Here is a 16,229-nt window from a genome sequence, read left to right as displayed (position 1 = left end):
TTTGTGAGCGGTGTTCCCTATGCGTGTTTCAATGTCCGTGTACTGCTTACAAATGCCGCGGCGAAAGATGCGACGGCAAAAGCAACCAACGCCGTTATCATCATCGCAAGGTCGGCGACGTCGGGTTCCGGCGCGAACCAGTTAAACGCCTGAAAAACGAGTAGCAATATGACCAGAAGCACTAAGGCCAGTTTGGAACGCGGTGCTTTGGATCGAGTCCGGAAGATATAAAATGCGAGCGCCCCAAAAGTAATCAGCAGCTCAAGCGGCATGGCAATGGCGGGATAGTCCCAAAGCCCGAAGCCTAGATTGGGCGGCGATCCTGCAAGCGTCAGATCTGGTATATGGACCAGCAGATCAAGCAGCCAGTGGGACAAGACAACAATCCCGCCTATAATCGCGCCAGTTTTGTTGCGGGTAATCAGCCAGATGAGCAACGCAAAGCCTAAAGCCCAGACACTGCTGCCTAATAAGCTATGTGTGTAAGGCATATCATAGAGGTCCAGCGGGTTCATTGCGGTCATACCCGGCGTGATGCGGAAATTTTCAATTCCAAAAATGGCCAATCCGAAGAACCCGAAATCGACAAGCTGAGCAGCAACAAATAACGTACCGAGGCCGGGTGCCTTCGGGTGCGTCGCTGCGATCATTGCCGGTGCGTAGTGCCCAATGAACATGTTGTCCTCCCCTTATGCGGGTGATCCTAAACCTCATGTCAGCAAATTGCCAGAAAGCAGCGCGAATATCGAAACTGACTAATTTGCGCTTTCGAGGTCTTGACCGGAACTCAAAGCAGCGTCATTGGAATGGTCATGAGTGAAACCGCCCAAGATATGTCAGATGACATTGCCCAGTTGAATTTTGAAGATGCGCTTCGGCGTCTGGAAGATATTGTCAGAAAGCTGGAAAGCGGGGATGTACCGCTGGATCAATCAATTGCGCTCTATGAACAAGGCGAGAAACTCCGCGGTTTGTGTCAGAAACGTCTAGAAGACGCGCAGGCCAAGATTGAGAAAATCACGCTTGACCGCGATGGCAAAGCGCAAGGCGTTACTGCCTTTGACGCGGATTAACTGTGCCCGCCAATAATAATATGGACCTGCAGCAGGAAATGCGCCGCGTTGCCGATGCGGTGGACAAGCAATTTGATCTGATGCTTGCAGTACCTGATGATGCCAGGGCGCAGCTTTTTGAAACCATGCGTCATGCTGCAATTGGTGGCGGCAAAAGGCTTCGGCCTTTGCTGGTCATGGCGACATCCCATCTTTTCAATGTTGATGAAAACTGTGCGTTGCGTGCGGCCACAGCGTTGGAAGCCTTGCACGTCTATTCACTGATTCATGATGATCTGCCTTGCATGGATGATGATGATATGCGGCGCGGCAAGCCGACGGCGCACAAGGCTTTTGGTGAGGCGCAGGCTGTTCTGGCAGGTGACGCGCTGCATGCGCTGGCATTTGAATTGCTGGCGGATGAAAATACTCATAGCGATCCATTTGTCCGGGCCGAGATGGTGGCCTGCTTAGCAAAGGCTGCTGGTCCATCGGGAATGGCAGGCGGCCAGATGATGGATCTTGTCGCCGAGAGCACCACATTTGATCTGCAAACCGTTACGCGATTGCAACAATTGAAAACCGGTGCGCTTATCAGTGCCTGTGTTGAAATTGGAGCGATCCTTGGACGTCTTCCCGTCGAAGGTCGTACTGGCCTGCGGGGTTATGCCCATAGTCTGGGGCTCGCATTTCAAATTGCCGATGACATTCTTGACGTTGAAGGCGACGAAGCGCTTGCCGGAAAAGCGCTGCATAAGGATGAGGAAGCCGGCAAACAGACTTTTTTGAGTCTGATGGGACTGGAACGTGCCAAGGAACAGGCGCAAATGCTGGTTGATCAAGCAAAGTCACATCTAAATGGCTATGGGGAGGAGGCTGATTTGCTTCGCACCATTGCTGAATTTACTGTCCAGCGAGACCGTTGATACCGTCTGAAATTGGGCCATTGGGGAGAGCTGTTATGAGAGTTGGGGTATATCCAGGAACATTTGATCCCGTAACACTGGGACATATGGATATCATCCAGCGTGGAACGCGGCTGGTGGATAAACTGGTAATTGGCGTGACGACCAATCCCTCCAAATCACCTATGTTTTCTTTAGAAGAACGGCTTGCAATGGTTCGCCGTGAAACTGCGGATTTGGGCGATGCAGTGGAGGTGGTTGCCTTTAACGCGTTGCTCATGAAATTTGCGCAGAAACAAGGTGCCAGTATAATCGTTCGCGGTCTTCGGGCGGTTGCTGATTTCGAATATGAATATCAGATGGCCGGAATGAATCAGCAATTGAATGACCAGATTGAGACAGTTTTTCTTATGGCTGATGTTTCATTACAACCGATCGCGTCTCGATTGGTCAAGGAAATCGCGGTCTATGGCGGAGAAATTCATAAATTTGTATCGCCAACAGTCTGCGAAGAGGTGGTTGCACGTGTTTCGGAAACCGGCTTGAAGGGTGAGCAGTAATCGAGTTTACATCAGCAGTTCATTGCGGCGAAAGCATATCTCGTCCAATAGGCGGCAATATTCACATCATGTGACTGTTATGATGCGTGATGAAGACCAACGAACAGGTGAGTAGTTATATATGGTTAGCAAATTCATTGTGTCCTTTTTCGCTATCGCGATGATAAGCAGCGGCGCGATCGCACAGGAACAGGCCGCTCCTGCTGAAGCTGCTCCAGCCTCTGTTCCAGCAGAAGAAAATATGTTGCATCTCGACCTCTCCACCGGCGGCCGGGTTACAATTCAGCTTTTCCCCAATTTGGCGCCCAACCATGTGGATCGGATCAAAACGCTGGCACGGCAGGGTTTTTATGATGGGATAATTTTCCATCGGGTGATTGAAGGTTTCATGGCGCAAACAGGCGATCCTACCGGCACAGGTATGGGGGGATCTGAGTTACCAGACTTGAAAGCAGAATTTCATGCCTTTCCGCATCTACGCGGAGTGGTTTCTATGGCCCGCGCACAGGGAGACGATAGTGCGAATAGTCAATTTTTCATTGTCTTCTATCCACGCTTTGCGCTCGACAAGAAATATACTGTTTTCGGCCGAGTCACCGAAGGCATGCAATATGTCGATGCGATCAATCGCGGCGAGCCACCGGCAACCCCAAGCCGGATTTTGCAAGCATCCGTTGCTGCGGATGGTAAAGCACCGCCAGTTGCCGGTGCCTTTTCCCCTATCCCGGAAAAAGAAATTACTGTCGACGATTTGAACGCGCCAATCAATCCATAGGTTCTGTCCATGCGCGTTGATCTTTTTGACTTTGCGCTGCCGCAAGAAAATATCGCGCTGAGGCCTGCTGTTCCACGAGACAGCGCACGGTTACTCAATGCTTCCAGTTCCGGTCATCTTTCTGACCATTTGGTCACTGATCTGCCACAGCTTTTGTCACCGAAGGACATATTGGTCTTTAACGATACCAAAGTGATCCCAGCGCAGTTGGAAGGCCGACGAGGAGAAGCGAAGATTGGCGCTACACTCCATAAACGTGTCGACCTTAGACGTTGGCAGGCTTTTGTTCGCAATGCCAAACGACTCAAAATTGATGATGTTGTTGAGTTTGGCGATGGCGTTTCGGCGCGCGCCGAAGAGAAATTCGATGATGGCAGCTTCCTGCTTCATTTTTTGGGTTCAGAGCCCGTAGAGGTTCTGCTCGGAAGGGCAGGAACCATGCCGCTGCCCCCCTATATTGCGAGCAAGCGCGATATAGATGCGCGCGATGTGGAAGACTATCAGACCATGTTTGCGCGAGAAAAAGGCGCTGTGGCTGCGCCAACGGCAGCACTGCATTTTACAGATAGATTGATCGCGGCGCTGACCGAGGCTGGAATAGGTCAAGAAACACTAACTTTGCACGTCGGTGCTGGGACGTTCCTGCCGGTAAAGGTTGATGAGACTGACGATCATAAAATGCACAGCGAATGGGGGCGGATTGAACCGGAAGTTGCAGACCGGTTGAACAGAGCGCGTCAGAATGGCGGCCGGGTAATAGCGGTTGGTACGACAAGCTTGAGATTGTTGGAAAGCGCGACAGGTGAGGACGGCATCATCCAGCCTTTTGAAGGCGACACAGATATTTTTATAACGCCGGGTTACAAATTCCGGGCAATTGATGGTTTGATGACAAATTTCCATTTGCCAAAATCCACGCTTTTCATGTTGGTGAGTGCGCTCATGGGGCTTGACACGATGCAGGCGGCTTATGCTCATGCGATTGCAGGAGGATATCGGTTCTACAGTTACGGCGATTCAAGCTTGTTACTGCCTTGATAGCCATTGAGACCTTTGAAATGCAATCAACAGCAGATCTGAAAGTTACTTGAATGTACCCTAGCGAAATTGTCCATGAGCGCGTTGCCGATGGGGTTGTTCATATATCCAGCCTGATTGCGGTTCTTGTTGGTTGTGTGGCTCTTGTAATTTACGCATTCTCAGCATTTGATGCGCCTTTGATAATCGCCTGCTCGATCTATGCCATTTGCATGATTGCTTCTTTCACCGCTTCGGCATCATATCATCTCTTGCCACAGCATCATTGGCGCAGTGGCTTGCGCCGCTTTGATCATGCAGCGATCTATGCGCTCATTGCAGGAACTTTCACGCCGCTTCTTGTCCATATCGGTACAACATTGGTCTATTTTGTATTGGGAGCCGTCTGGCTGCTCGCAATCCCGGCTATGTTGTACAAGGTTTTAGGCGAGAATATCGAACCGCGTTGGTCGCTGGCTTCCTATATTGGACTTGGTTGGATGGGCTCAATTGCGCTTCCGGATTTTTCGTCAACACTACCAATGTCCGCGTTGATCGCGATTATTGCTGGAGGCTTTTTTTATTCTTTCGGAACGATATTCTATGGGCGGAAGGCTCAAGCCTATCGCTATGCGGTGTGGCATATGTTTGTGCTACTCGGGACTGCAGCGTTTTTCTTGGCGATTTGGCTGGCGTTGTTTTCGTAACAGGCAAAGTGGTTGATAACCGCACAACAAGACAAGCTTCTTAACATAGAAAAAGGGCGGCTCTGTCGAACCGCCCTTTCAATTTCCTATCTGCCTGAGGCTTAACCTTCGGAAGCGACAGGAACCGGTGGGTCGTTATCAGCAACCTCGGTCAGCGAGCCGCCCTGCGGTTCACATTCGCCTGCTTCGGTATATTTCCATGCATTGCCTTGGTAATCTACAACCGACGTTCCGGCGCAGCTGGTGCCTTCGCCAGCGGCACAATCATTTTCGCCTGCTTTGGCGATGCCGAAACATTTTTCTTTTTCAGCGGCAGCGACTTCGGTGACTTCTTCACCGGCGGCTTCGGCGCCTTCTGTCGCTTCGCTAGCGCCACCTGAACAAGCGGAAAGTGCTGCAGCTGCGATCAGCGCTGTCGCGGCTGAACCTAATTTCGTTGTCTTCGTCATAAGATACTCCCGATTTTGGTCTTTGAAAAACTGCTACCATCCTGCACAGTTCATGAGGGATTCGTGCAGAACGTCTCTTTGGTTACACTATAAGGTAATAAACACAAAATTCTTTGTTTTTGTGGGCCTTACTTCGCTGATTGGAACAAAATTAAATGGCTGACCGTTTTTCTTTTTCGATTGACGCCACAGATGGAAAGGCGCGCACGGGAAAAATCACGATGCAGCGTGGCGACATTCGCACGCCAGCATTTATGCCGGTTGGTACCGCTGCGACAGTCAAGGCGATGAAGCCAGAAACAGTCCAAGCAACGGGTGCGGATATAATCCTGGGCAACACCTATCATTTAATGCTTCGCCCGGGCGCCGAACGCGTGGCAAAGCTGGGCGGCTTGCACAAATTCATGAACTGGGAGCGGCCAATTCTAACCGATAGCGGGGGCTATCAGGTAATGAGTCTGTCCGATCTGACCAAAATGAGTGAAGACGGTGTCGAGTTTCAGAGCCATCTGGATGGGTCTCGCCACATGTTAACCCCGGAACGGTCCATGGAAATTCAACGCTTGCTTGGTAGCGATATTGTGATGGCCTTTGACGAGTGCACAAAAAACGGCGCAACCTACGACGAGGCTATGCTGTCCATGGAAAGATCGATGCGTTGGGCCAAACGTTCGCGAGACGGTTTTGACATGGGTGAGGAGCATGCCACGAAAGCCGCTCTTTTCGGGATACAACAGGGGTCGTTGGACAGGAATATCCGGGCTGCTTCCGCCGAGGCGCTTATCGAAATTGGGTTTGATGGCTATGCTATTGGCGGTCTGGCTGTTGGTGAAGGGCAAGAGGCGATGTTCGATGTGCTTGACTATGCACCGGGTCAATTGCCTGCAGAGAAGCCGCGTTATCTGATGGGTGTCGGCAAGCCTGATGACCTTGTTGGGGCAGTGGAGCGCGGGGTGGACATGTTTGATTGTGTGTTGCCCAGTCGATCCGGGCGCAATGGCCAGGCATTCACCACAACGGGGCCGATTAACATTCGTAACGCGAAATTTGCCGAAGACCTGGAGCCGTTGGACTCTACCTGTGCTTGTTCTGTTTGCCAGACCTATAGCCGCGCCTATCTCCACCATCTGATCCGTTCAAAAGAGATATTGGGAGCGATGCTAATGACTGAGCATAATATCGCATTTTATCAATCTCTTATGTCACAAATGCGAGAGGCGATTGCGGCTGGTGTCTTTGCAGTTTTTGCGAGCGATTTTCGTAGGAAATATCTCCAGACATGATCAAGGGACTGCCGAAGCCTACCAGCCTTAAAGATGCGATTATGAGGGCACAGGATCACGCGCCCTATCTATGTCAGGCGATGGAGGTTCAACCGGAGTTGACGGCATTGCTGGCGAGTGAAGACTTGGACGCAGCTTTTGAATTTGTCGATCAGGCCGGAGCTGATGCGGATAGTGTTCGTCAGAAGTTAAGGCGTGAAAAGCGAGCACTGGCCTTGACGTTGGCGATCGGGGATTTGGCCGGCCGATTGAGCTTGACGGATGTGGTAACTCGGCTGTCGGATTTTGCTGATCGCTCGCTTGATGAAGCTTTGGCGGATATATATGCGACCCGCTATCCTGATGCTGACCCTGCTGGTTTTGCAGTGATCGGATTGGGAAAACATGGCAGCCGAGAACTAAACTATTCTTCTGATATCGACCCGATCTTCCTCTACGATCCCGAGAAAATTCCCATGCGCGGCCGCGAAGAACCAAGTGATGCCTCACGCCGCATTGGTCAGCAATTGGTCGACGCCCTGAACACACGGGATGCTGATGGATATGTGTTTCGCGTTGATATGCGTCTGCGCCCCTCTCCCGAAGTCAGTCCCGTAGCCCTGCCAGTCGAAGCGGCCATAAGCTATTATGAATCCAGTGCACTGGCTTGGGAGCAAGCGGCATTTATCCGATCTCGCCTTGCAGCCGGTGACTCAGAACTTGGCCGCTATTTCTTGGAAGCTATCAACCCGTTTATTTGGCGGCGATCACTGGATTATGGCGCGATCCGGAATATTGGCGCGGTATCCGTTCAAATCCGTGATCATTATGCCGCGGGTCAGAATTTTGGACTAGGCTATGATCTGAAGCGCGGGCGTGGCGGTATCCGGGAAGCAGAATTTTATGCGCAGATGCACCAACTCATCTTTGGTGGGCGCGAACCGGCATTGCGTGTGCCGGCGACGCGCGAAGCGCTAAGCGTGCTGGCAGATGCTGGCCGGATCAATTCGGAAAAGGCGGCGACGCTTGCCCATTCTTATGAACTCTATCGGGTAATCGAGCACCGCCTGCAAATGGTGAATGACCAGCAAACACACAGCCTGCCTGGTGACGCGGCTGGGTTAGATCGGGCTGCTCGGCTTCATGGCCTAAACGATGGCGATGAATTGCTGACATTGCTCGAGGGACCGGTCGAAGCGGTTGGAGCAATTTATGACGAACTGATCGATTCCGATGATAGCGACACATTGCCACAGGCCGATCAGGCCCTTGATAAGGCATTGAAAAGTCGAGGGGTCGAGCAAGTCGATATCTTTGCTGAAAAGATCAAACGCTGGCGCAGCGGCAAAGTAACCGCACTTAGAAGTGCAGCAGCGGTTGAATCTTTTGAAGCTGTGCTGCCCAATATTGTCGAAGCCATTGCCGCGTCGCCAGATCCGCAACAAGCCTTGGTTCGTTTGGATGGTTTGATCGATAAATTACCGACGGCGATCAACTTCTTCCGTATGTTAGAGGCGCGTCCCGGGCTACGCGAGATGCTCATCCGGATATTAAGCCACGCGCCCGTTCTGGCGGATGAACTGTCGCGTAGAACCGAGCTTTTTGAAGGATTGATCGATACAACAGCGCTGGATCTACCGCCGCCTGTAGATGAATTGGCGGACCAATTTGCGCGGCGCGAAGACGGTGATGACTATCAAATGCTACTTGATCGGGTGCGCGCACGTGTTGGAGAAAAGCGATTTGCGCTTGGAACGCAGCTGATAGAATCACGTCATGACCCTCTCGCCATTGCGGCGGGCTATGCGCGTGTTGCGGAAGCCGCGATACGCGTTTTAACTGATGCGACCATAGCTGAGTTTGAACAGGTTCATGGCAAAGTCCCTGGCAGTGAAATACTGGTTCTCGCGCTTGGGCGATTGGGAGGTGAAGCTCTGACCCATGCGTCCGATCTCGATCTGATTTTTCTATTTACCGGTGATCATAGCGCGGAATCTGATGGCAAACGATCATTGGGCGGTACACAATATTTTAATCGCCTTGCGCAGCGTATTGTGGCGGCTCTTTCGGTGCCGACTGCGGCTGGGCCGCTTTATGAGGTCGACACTCGGTTGCGGCCGTCTGGTACGCAAGGTCCAATGGCAGTCACAACAGAAAGTTTTCATAAATATCAAAGTGAAAGCGCCTGGACTTGGGAGCATATGGCACTAACGAGGGCGCGGCCGGTATATGGCAGCGTCGAAGCATGCGACCAATTGCAAGAGCAGATCGAAACGATTTTGCAGAAAGAAAGAGAGCCAGAAACCTTGCGTAAGGCCGTCCGCAAAATGCGGCTGGATATTGTCGAACATAAGCCTCCCAAAGGCTTGCTCGACACCAAACTCATGGAAGGTGGCTTGGTAGACTGGGAATTTATTATCCACTTCCTTCAGCTTAAAACTGGCGAGGCTTTGCATCCGCAATTGGGTTTGGCGGCACGCGGGCTTGTCGATGGTGGGCATTTGAACAAGGATATGGTGGCAGCGCATGAATTAATGACCCGTTTGCTTGTCGCCTTGCGGTTGATGTCGCCAACCTGTGACTATCCACCTGAAACAAGCAGGGAGCTAATTGCAAAGGCGGCCGGTCAGGAAAGCTGGGATGCCCTTTTGAACGGGTATGATATGGCCCGGCAATGCGTTATCGAAGAATGGAATCGGCACTTGCGGCCGGACCCTCATGAAATTCTAGGAGACATAGTATGATAGACGTAGGCGAACTGATGCCAGATATGGACCTAACAGCACCTGATGGCGGCACGGTGAAATTGTCTGATTATCATGGCAAGAAACTGGTCTTGTTTTTCTATCCCAAAGCCAGCACGCCTGGTTGTACTACGGAATCAAAGGATTTTTCTGCCCTGTTGCCGGAATTTGAAAAGGCCGGTGCAGCGGTTCTTGGCATGTCCGCCGATAGTCCCAAGCGTCAGCAGAATTTCATCAATAAGCAGGAATTGACGGTTGATATCGCTTCCGACGAAAGTACCGAATTTTTGGAGAAAATCGGCGTTTGGGCGGAGAAGAAAATGTATGGCAAGACCTATATGGGTATCATTCGTTCCACTTTCCTGATCGGCCCTGATGGCAAAGTGCTGCAAGCTTGGCCAAAGGTGAAGGTCAAAGGGCATGCTGAAGAGGTATTGGCAGCTGTGCAGGCGGCCTAAGGCGCTCGAGATTTGAATATCGCAACAACCATGATGCCATCGGCGGGCGAGGCGGTCCGGAATGTTCTGATGACACCAGAACCTGCCGCCAAAGTTATGGCCGCGCGTCATGCAACACGGGAATGGCGAAAGGGCAGGCTTGACGCCGAATTTACGGTTTCAATGCCGGTCGTCCCGGCGCGTCCGGCGCGCCCGGAATTGCTGCGACCAGGGCAGATGCCACGGCGCGGCAAAGGTACGTCGGTGACCAAACGTATCGCGTTGATCCATGCTTTGGCGCATATCGAATTTGTCGCGATTGACTTGGCATATGACATGGTTGGACGGTTTGGAGCTGATTTTCCCAGGGAATTTGCCGATGACTGGCTTCGTGTTGGCGCCGAAGAAGCGATGCATTTTGTCTTATTGGATCGGCGATTGCGTGAAATGGGCAGTTTTTATGGCGATCTGCCCGCGCATGATGGATTATGGGATACGGCAAAAGAAACCGCTTATGATGCGTCTGCAAGGCTAGCAATCGTCCCGATGGTACTCGAAGCACGCGGTTTGGATATCACATTGGACACGGTTGAACGTTTTCGGGCGCAGGGCGATCTGCTGACCGCTAAGGTGCTTAATCGTATCTATCATGACGAAATACAACACGTCTTTTTCGGCACCAAATGGTTCGAATTTTGCTGTGAACGGCAAAAAACCGATCCACACCGCCATTGGAAAAATCTTGTAAAAAAGCACTTTAGGGGTGGTTTGAAGCCTCCATTCAACGACTCAGCCCGCCATGCAGCCGGTTTAACTCAGGAATATTATCTTGGTATTGAATAATTAACCAAAATAAACCTACTTCTGTTTGCACAGAACGGGGGCAGAATTTCTGTCAAAATTATTGAACCGAATTTGTTCTTTGGTTCACAGTAGCAGGACTCGATCAGTTTATGACCGATAGCGTAGTAGGTTTGTTTCAGGGGGTTGTGAGAAAAATCACAACCGTTGCGATCTTAGGATCAGCAATCTCTTTTTCCAGCACAGCAATAGCATCAGACGCAGACAGCAGTCTTCCGTTGGATGTTTTGAAAGAAAAGTCGCCTAGTAGTGACAATGTTCTTGGAGAAGCGGATCCTGCTTTTCGCCTTCTTTTCAACAACTGGTCCGGACAGGGTAAAAAGACGCCGGTCAAACTTACCATACCTTCACGCAAACCCGTTGATAACTACAGACTAACTAGCTCTTTCGGCTTCCGGTCTGACCCCTTTAGAGGTCGCCGCTCCCGCCACAAAGGCGTTGATATGGCTGGTCCGGTTGGAACGCCTATATACGCAACTGCAGACGGCATTGTTGGACGGTCCCAGTGGGTCCGCGGTTACGGCAACTATATTGAAATTAACCACGGCAATGAAATTCAGACCCGGTACGGGCATATGTCTCGCCTAAACGTAAAGGCTAATGCACGTGTTAAAATGGGTGATTTGATCGGCTTTATGGGTTCGACAGGTCGCTCGACCGGCAGCCACTTGCACTATGAAGTGCGGATCGCTGGCGAGGCTGTAAATCCTATGCCTTTCATGCAGTCCAATGATTTTCTTTTGGCCCAAAAGCTAGCTCCCGGTGAGGCTTTGGGCGGTCCAGCGGAATAATCGTAGGCCAAACACCTTTGGGAGAGGGTGTCAAAAAAGGGTTGGTAAAGCCTGAATGCTTACTGGCCCTTTTTTATGTTCAGCTTCTTTTCCGTCGATTTTTCGCCGAGCTGCTTTGACACGCTGCAACACAGTCCCTATCTTGAAGATATGAACCAGACAGCGCAAAAAACCGATCAAGATTCAGATCAGGATATCATGCTGACAGCCAATGCAGCGAAACGTGTGGCTGCTATTGCCGAAAAGCAGAAAAAACCTGCGATACTTCGCTTGGCAGTGGAAGGTGGCGGGTGTTCCGGCTTTCAATATCGCTTTGGCCTGGCTGAGGATATAGAAGCTGATGATGTTGCTGTGGAGGAGTCCGGCGTAACGCTGGTTGTTGATGAGATCAGCTTGGATCTGGTCCGTGGCAGTGCCGTTGATTTCGTTGAATCCCTTGGTGGTAGTGCATTTCAAGTAACCAACCCCAATGCCGCTTCCGGCTGTGGTTGCGGTTCAAGCTTTTCTGTCTGATCGCAGCATCTGTGAAAATAGCCAGTTTCAATATTAACGGGATCAAAGCACGCCTGCCACGCTTGTTGGAATGGCTGGAAGAAACCAAGCCAGATGTTGCCTGCCTACAAGAAATCAAAACGCAGGATGAAGGGTTTCCAGCCGCTGAATTTGAAAAAATTGGCTATGGTGCCATTTGGCATGGACAGAAAAGCTTCAATGGCGTCGCGATATTGACCCGGGATCAACAGCCCGAAGAGACAAAAAGAGGCCTCGATGGAGAACCGGAAGATGAGCATAGCCGTTATCTTGAGGCCAATGTAACGGCACCGGGTGGTGGGACGGTTCGGGTAGCGAGCATCTACCTGCCCAATGGGAACCCGCAACCCGGCCCAAAATTTGACTTTAAATTGCGCTGGATGAAGCGTTTGCGCAATCGTGCGAGCGAAATTTGGCGCGAAGAAATTCCTGCAGTTTTGGCTGGCGATTACAATGTTATCCCGCGCGACAATGATGTTTTCTCTGTTAAGGCCATGGAAAATGACGCCCTGATGCAGCCCGAAAGTCGGCAGGCTTACCAACGTATCTTGCATGATGGTTGGACTGATGCACTTGGCGTTACCTATCCCGCTGGCAAAATTTGGACTTACTGGGACTATCGCAGCGGCGGTTGGCAGCGCGATCAAGGGTTTCGGATCGATCATTTGCTGCTTAGCCCACTGGCGGCCGATCATTTGCGCAGTTGCGGTGTCGACAAAGAACATCGCGGGCGGGAAAAAGCCAGCGATCATGCGCCGACATGGGTCGAACTTAACCTCTGATGCGTGCTATTCTGATAAGCCTAGCCATATCAGCTGGGCTTTATCTTATGCTTGTTGGGCTCGCTTATAGTTTCCAACGTAGCTTGTTATATTTTCCGGATCAGCGTGTTTTGTCGCAGCAGCAGCTGAACGAAGCTGGCTTTGAGGCTGTGAATATATCTGCGGGAGGGACCAGCGATCTTATGTCGCTATGGCGGGCTCCCGCTGACCAAACAAAGCCAGTCATTATACATTTCCATGGAAATGCTGGCTCAATGGCATCACGCTTACCGATCTATCAAGCCCTGGCGCAAGACGGAGCCGGCGTCCTTGCTGTTGGTTATCCAGGCTATGGCGGTAATCCGGGAAAACCCAGTGAAGAGGCCTTTTATGCTGTGGCGCAAGCCAATTATGATTGGTTGTTGGCTGCAGACTATGACCCCGATCGCATTGTAATCGCGGCGCAATCGCTCGGCACGGGCGTTGCGACATGGTTGGCATCGAAGAATGATGCAGCCGGTTTAATTTTGGAAGCCGCCTACACGGGTATGGATGACATGGCTCAGCGTCAGTTTCCAATTCTACCTGCCAGGTTGCTGATCAAAGACAGATATCGTTCCATTGACCGGATCGATCAAATCAACATGCCGCTAAGCTGGATCCATGGAACAAATGATGAGTTAATACCTTTTGTCATGGGGCAGACGCTATTTGATGCGGCAAAGGGTCCGAAATTCGCACACCCGATCAAAAATGGGGGACATAATGATCTCTGGATGCGTGGTATCGATATATTGGTACGGCGTGATGCTCAGGGTTTCATGTCTAATACGAAGTGATTTGTTAGGGAGCAGGGGCTTCCTGCCATTTCCGTAACATATTATAAGCAACAGCGCTGGCTGGGCCATCACCCGTCAGTGCAACCGACACATATTGGCGCGATACGGGATCGATCATCACGAACGCTTTGATTCCGGGCATACCACCGGCATGGCCGATCCGAATGACTGGTTTGCCGTCGGGACCGGGAACCCGCATAGCCATGATACCGAGACCGTAGTAGCTATTCTTGTCAAACATCGGATAGAGCTGTGCCAACATTTGATCGCGTGTCGCTGGTTTGACTAGTTCACCGTTGAGAAAAGCGCGCCAAAAGCGCAGCATGTCCGATGACGTCGCCGCTATGGGGCCAGCGGGCCCAGGAGCCCGTATGTCCGATTTCTGATCATCACTCGGTCGCGGTTTGGCGATATCCGAAACTTCATCCGCAACTTGAAGCACATGGCTATTCTTGAGCCCGATTTTATCAAAGATCTGAACTTTTATAATTTCCCGCAAAGACTGCCCATAAATCTGTTCCGCAATTTCACCGAGAAACAGATATCCGGTGTTTGAATAACGCCAATATTGTCCCGGGCAGAAAAGCGGGCCGTGCTTGTTAAGAATATCAATATTGTCTTGCAGGCTCAGCGGACGTTGCAGTTTCGTGTTCGTACCCTGGTCCTCGTTTGCGCTGTAAAGGCCTGACGTGTGATCCAACAACATTCTGACGGTTATCAAGTCACCATTGGGAACATTTTTGACCCAGTTTGACAGTTTGTCGTCAAGTGAAAGTCGTTTGTTTTCGACCAGTTGCATGATGATTACGGCGGTGAAACTCTTGCCGACACTCGCCCAATAGTGAAGCTTCTCGGCATTCTCCAAACCTCTTGTTTCTTCCCAGATCGGACCGTCTTGATCCGCAAGGGCAACGGTCAAGCTGGTGGCCTTGGATTTTTCATACTTGTCGGTAAATGAAGCGGAGAGAGTTTTTGGGTCTTTTGATGGTCGGTTGGCAGCGGGTGGATTTACGTCTGCTATTGCGACCGAGATCGGTGCTGGTCCAGCATAAGGCATATCGGCTGGGCATCTTATCGATTTAGCCGCTGCCACATTTATCGGCATCGCCAGTACAACAAACCCAAGGACAAGTCGAAACAGACGATTGCCACCAATCATTTCATTATCTCGCAATTAGCACAGGGGACAGATGATTTGAAATTTAAGGTTATGTGGGTGAAAGAGATATGAACAGTCTTGTTCAAATCGCCTTTTCGTAAACCGTGTAAACCCGGTTGATCTTGGACTCGATAGCATCGGCGATTGCCACCATTCCTTGATTATCATCCAGTATCCAGCCGATTTCGCCGCGGACTGCACCATATTTTGCAACGGCTTCCCGGCGGATATATTCGATCATCATAAAGGCCATTTGGCTTGCAACACGGCTGTTCTGCAGTTCTTTGACGACACCCATTAAGGGGACACGCATGGTTGGGGATTTTGGAAATTTCAACCACCAGAGCAGTTTGGCCCAATTGAACGGGAGAAGACTACCGTTCATATCTTTGGTTCGGTCATTCAGATCAGGCAATGTCATCATGAAGGCGACCGGCTTGCCTTCATATTCTGCAATCATGATCAAATCTTCATAAACGATTGGCTTCAGTTTTACTCCTACATGCGCGATTTCGTGGTCGGTTAAAGGAACAAAACCCCAATTGTCCGACCACGCGTCGTTGAGGATATTCATGATTATTTTTGCATCACGATCAAAATGAGCTTTTTCGACTTTACGCAGCTTCAGCTTGCTATTGCGCTCGCCTGATTTCACAATACGGTCAATTAACGGCGGGAAACCATCGGTTATCGGAAGATGATATGTGATCAGTTCTTTGACGCTCTTGTAGCTCTCGCCTTCGATCCAGTCCTGATAAACAGCTTTGTGATGCCCCATCATCACCGTAGGACTATGATCGTGACCACGTGTCAACAACCCGGGTTCGTCCCAGACTGACAGGCTGATGGGAGCGACTACACGGTGCATATCTTTGCTTTTGAGCCATTTTTCTGCGGCATCAATCAGCGCGGCGGCCGTCTCTTGGCTATCAGCTTCCAACAGGCCCCAATTACCGGTTCCAGGACCAAAACCCTTCTCGACTGGTTGTTCCAATGCAAGATGATCAATATGTGCGCTGATCCGGCCAACAGCTTCACCATTTTTTTTCGCAAGATAGAGTTGAACCGTCGCATGCTCAAAAAACGGGTTCTTCTTGGGGTTGAGCAGTGCATAGACTTCAGACTTGAGCGGCGGTATCCAATGAGAATCATCGCCATTCAGTTGATAGGCCAGCTCAACAAATGTCTTGAGCTGAGCCTTGGTCGTTACAGGTTGTATGTCTATATGCGATGACACTGTAGTAATTTGCACCTTTTGAGTGATGATTTGCACTTAGCTTTGCCATGCTGTGGCGTTATTCATGTCAGTATGTCAAGCGCTTGCCCCGTCTTGATGACATCACAGGTCAGCGTGAGAAAACATAGCAATGCCATCATCT

General features: G+C 50.8%; 18 protein-coding genes. 14 read left to right on the top strand and 4 right to left on the bottom strand.

The features are described from left to right. Nucleotides 1-17: 17 nt before the first annotated feature. Nucleotides 18-677 (bottom strand): metal-dependent hydrolase, encoded by a 660-nt coding sequence (locus tag BS29_RS11730; protein ID WP_229953837.1) that lies wholly within the window; start codon nucleotides 675-677, stop codon nucleotides 18-20. Nucleotides 678-812: 135 nt separating this feature from the next. Here BS29_RS11730 and BS29_RS11725 point away from each other — a divergent pair, with 135 nt between their 5' ends. From BS29_RS11725 to trhA, 6 genes are all read left to right on the top strand, one after another. Then, nucleotides 813-1,073 carry an exodeoxyribonuclease VII small subunit gene (locus tag BS29_RS11725; protein WP_407673696.1) on the top strand — a complete coding sequence of 87 codons (261 nt, stop codon included), beginning with the start codon at nucleotides 813-815 and terminating at the stop codon, nucleotides 1,071-1,073. 20 nt (nucleotides 1,074-1,093) lie between these two features. Further along, a complete protein-coding gene (locus BS29_RS11720; RefSeq protein ID WP_229953836.1) occupies nucleotides 1,094-1,978 on the top strand; it encodes a polyprenyl synthetase family protein in 885 nt (294 codons plus the stop codon). A 35-nt stretch (nucleotides 1,979-2,013) separates the two neighbouring features. Beyond that, complete coding sequence (coaD, locus tag BS29_RS11715; RefSeq protein WP_229953835.1) at nucleotides 2,014-2,517, top strand: pantetheine-phosphate adenylyltransferase; 504 nt, start codon at nucleotides 2,014-2,016, stop codon at nucleotides 2,515-2,517. A gap of 121 nt (nucleotides 2,518-2,638) precedes the next feature. Then, nucleotides 2,639-3,292: a peptidylprolyl isomerase gene (locus BS29_RS11710; RefSeq protein WP_229953834.1), complete on the top strand. Its 654-nt coding sequence runs from the start codon at nucleotides 2,639-2,641 to the stop codon at nucleotides 3,290-3,292. Between the two features lie 9 nt (nucleotides 3,293-3,301). Continuing rightward, a complete protein-coding gene (gene queA / locus BS29_RS11705) occupies nucleotides 3,302-4,330 on the top strand; it encodes a tRNA preQ1(34) S-adenosylmethionine ribosyltransferase-isomerase QueA (RefSeq protein ID WP_229953833.1) in 1,029 nt (342 codons plus the stop codon). A 53-nt stretch (nucleotides 4,331-4,383) separates the two neighbouring features. After that, nucleotides 4,384-5,016, top strand: coding sequence for a PAQR family membrane homeostasis protein TrhA (trhA, locus tag BS29_RS11700; protein ID WP_229953832.1), 633 nt, complete (start codon nucleotides 4,384-4,386; stop codon nucleotides 5,014-5,016). A gap of 101 nt (nucleotides 5,017-5,117) precedes the next feature. Here the strand turns inward: trhA and BS29_RS11695 are convergent, their stop codons facing one another. Next, nucleotides 5,118-5,465, bottom strand: coding sequence for a BufA1 family periplasmic bufferin-type metallophore (locus BS29_RS11695; protein ID WP_229953831.1), 348 nt, complete (start codon nucleotides 5,463-5,465; stop codon nucleotides 5,118-5,120). 155 nt (nucleotides 5,466-5,620) lie between these two features. On the opposite strand from BS29_RS11695, the gene tgt reads away from it, so the two are divergent. From tgt to BS29_RS11655, 8 genes are all read left to right on the top strand, one after another. Further along, complete coding sequence (gene tgt / locus BS29_RS11690) at nucleotides 5,621-6,748, top strand: tRNA guanosine(34) transglycosylase Tgt (protein ID WP_229953830.1); 1,128 nt, start codon at nucleotides 5,621-5,623, stop codon at nucleotides 6,746-6,748. Continuing rightward, nucleotides 6,745-9,471 (top strand): bifunctional [glutamine synthetase] adenylyltransferase/[glutamine synthetase]-adenylyl-L-tyrosine phosphorylase, encoded by a 2,727-nt coding sequence (locus BS29_RS11685; RefSeq protein WP_229953829.1) that lies wholly within the window; start codon nucleotides 6,745-6,747, stop codon nucleotides 9,469-9,471. Before tgt ends, BS29_RS11685 begins: the two co-directional genes overlap by 4 nt. After that, the gene (locus BS29_RS11680) at nucleotides 9,468-9,929 is read left to right on the top strand and encodes a peroxiredoxin (protein WP_229953828.1); all 462 of its coding nucleotides are present in this window, start codon (nucleotides 9,468-9,470) and stop codon (nucleotides 9,927-9,929) included. Before BS29_RS11685 ends, BS29_RS11680 begins: the two co-directional genes overlap by 4 nt. A 33-nt stretch (nucleotides 9,930-9,962) precedes the next feature. Beyond that, complete coding sequence (locus BS29_RS11675; RefSeq protein ID WP_229956861.1) at nucleotides 9,963-10,751, top strand: ferritin-like domain-containing protein; 789 nt, start codon at nucleotides 9,963-9,965, stop codon at nucleotides 10,749-10,751. Between the two features lie 461 nt (nucleotides 10,752-11,212). Further along, nucleotides 11,213-11,560: a M23 family metallopeptidase gene (locus BS29_RS11670; protein WP_229953827.1), complete on the top strand. Its 348-nt coding sequence runs from the start codon at nucleotides 11,213-11,215 to the stop codon at nucleotides 11,558-11,560. A 150-nt stretch (nucleotides 11,561-11,710) separates the two neighbouring features. Next, nucleotides 11,711-12,073 (top strand): iron-sulfur cluster insertion protein ErpA, encoded by a 363-nt coding sequence (gene erpA / locus BS29_RS11665; protein WP_229953826.1) that lies wholly within the window; start codon nucleotides 11,711-11,713, stop codon nucleotides 12,071-12,073. Between the two features lie 11 nt (nucleotides 12,074-12,084). Beyond that, complete coding sequence (xth, locus tag BS29_RS11660) at nucleotides 12,085-12,873, top strand: exodeoxyribonuclease III (protein ID WP_229953825.1); 789 nt, start codon at nucleotides 12,085-12,087, stop codon at nucleotides 12,871-12,873. Nucleotides 12,874-13,127: 254 nt separating this feature from the next. Further along, complete coding sequence (locus BS29_RS11655) at nucleotides 13,128-13,691, top strand: alpha/beta hydrolase (protein WP_229953824.1); 564 nt, start codon at nucleotides 13,128-13,130, stop codon at nucleotides 13,689-13,691. Nucleotides 13,692-13,695: 4 nt separating this feature from the next. Here BS29_RS11655 and BS29_RS11650 read toward each other — a convergent pair whose 3' ends face one another. Both BS29_RS11650 and BS29_RS11645 read right to left on the bottom strand, forming a co-directional pair. Further along, on the bottom strand, nucleotides 13,696-14,850 hold the full coding sequence (locus tag BS29_RS11650; RefSeq protein ID WP_229953823.1) for a serine hydrolase domain-containing protein: 1,155 nt from the start codon (nucleotides 14,848-14,850) through the stop codon (nucleotides 13,696-13,698). Nucleotides 14,851-14,932: 82 nt separating this feature from the next. After that, nucleotides 14,933-16,087, bottom strand: coding sequence for an N-acetyltransferase (locus BS29_RS11645; protein WP_229953822.1), 1,155 nt, complete (start codon nucleotides 16,085-16,087; stop codon nucleotides 14,933-14,935). Between the last annotated feature and the right edge of the window lie 142 nt (nucleotides 16,088-16,229).

This window comes from Parasphingorhabdus litoris DSM 22379 (genome assembly GCF_020906275.1).
In the GTDB taxonomy this organism is placed as follows: domain Bacteria; phylum Pseudomonadota; class Alphaproteobacteria; order Sphingomonadales; family Sphingomonadaceae; genus Parasphingorhabdus; species Parasphingorhabdus litoris.
The sequence above is the reverse complement of the archived record's forward strand: the minus strand, read 5'-3'. Positions and strand labels throughout refer to the sequence as shown.

Excerpts from the sequence above, each read along its gene's own strand:
- BS29_RS11670 (WP_229953827.1), top strand. The coding sequence starts at position 11,213 with ATGGCTGGTCCGGTTGGAACGCCTATATACGCAACTGCAGACGGCATT.
- BS29_RS11680 (WP_229953828.1), top strand. The coding sequence starts at position 9,468 with ATGATAGACGTAGGCGAACTGATGCCAGATATGGACCTAACAGCACCT.
- BS29_RS11655 (WP_229953824.1), top strand. The coding sequence starts at position 13,128 with ATGGCATCACGCTTACCGATCTATCAAGCCCTGGCGCAAGACGGAGCC.
- erpA (WP_229953826.1), top strand. The coding sequence starts at position 11,711 with ATGAACCAGACAGCGCAAAAAACCGATCAAGATTCAGATCAGGATATC.
- BS29_RS11720 (WP_229953836.1), top strand. The coding sequence starts at position 1,094 with ATGGACCTGCAGCAGGAAATGCGCCGCGTTGCCGATGCGGTGGACAAG.
- BS29_RS11685 (WP_229953829.1), top strand. The coding sequence starts at position 6,745 with ATGATCAAGGGACTGCCGAAGCCTACCAGCCTTAAAGATGCGATTATG.
- BS29_RS11650 (WP_229953823.1), bottom strand. The coding sequence starts at position 14,850 with ATGATTGGTGGCAATCGTCTGTTTCGACTTGTCCTTGGGTTTGTTGTA.
- BS29_RS11710 (WP_229953834.1), top strand. The coding sequence starts at position 2,639 with ATGGTTAGCAAATTCATTGTGTCCTTTTTCGCTATCGCGATGATAAGC.
- BS29_RS11725 (WP_407673696.1), top strand. The coding sequence starts at position 813 with ATGAGTGAAACCGCCCAAGATATGTCAGATGACATTGCCCAGTTGAAT.
- tgt (WP_229953830.1), top strand. The coding sequence starts at position 5,621 with ATGGCTGACCGTTTTTCTTTTTCGATTGACGCCACAGATGGAAAGGCG.
- queA (WP_229953833.1), top strand. The coding sequence starts at position 3,302 with ATGCGCGTTGATCTTTTTGACTTTGCGCTGCCGCAAGAAAATATCGCG.
- trhA (WP_229953832.1), top strand. The coding sequence starts at position 4,384 with ATGTACCCTAGCGAAATTGTCCATGAGCGCGTTGCCGATGGGGTTGTT.
- coaD (WP_229953835.1), top strand. The coding sequence starts at position 2,014 with ATGAGAGTTGGGGTATATCCAGGAACATTTGATCCCGTAACACTGGGA.
- BS29_RS11675 (WP_229956861.1), top strand. The coding sequence starts at position 9,963 with ATGCCATCGGCGGGCGAGGCGGTCCGGAATGTTCTGATGACACCAGAA.
- BS29_RS11695 (WP_229953831.1), bottom strand. The coding sequence starts at position 5,465 with ATGACGAAGACAACGAAATTAGGTTCAGCCGCGACAGCGCTGATCGCA.
- BS29_RS11730 (WP_229953837.1), bottom strand. The coding sequence starts at position 677 with ATGTTCATTGGGCACTACGCACCGGCAATGATCGCAGCGACGCACCCG.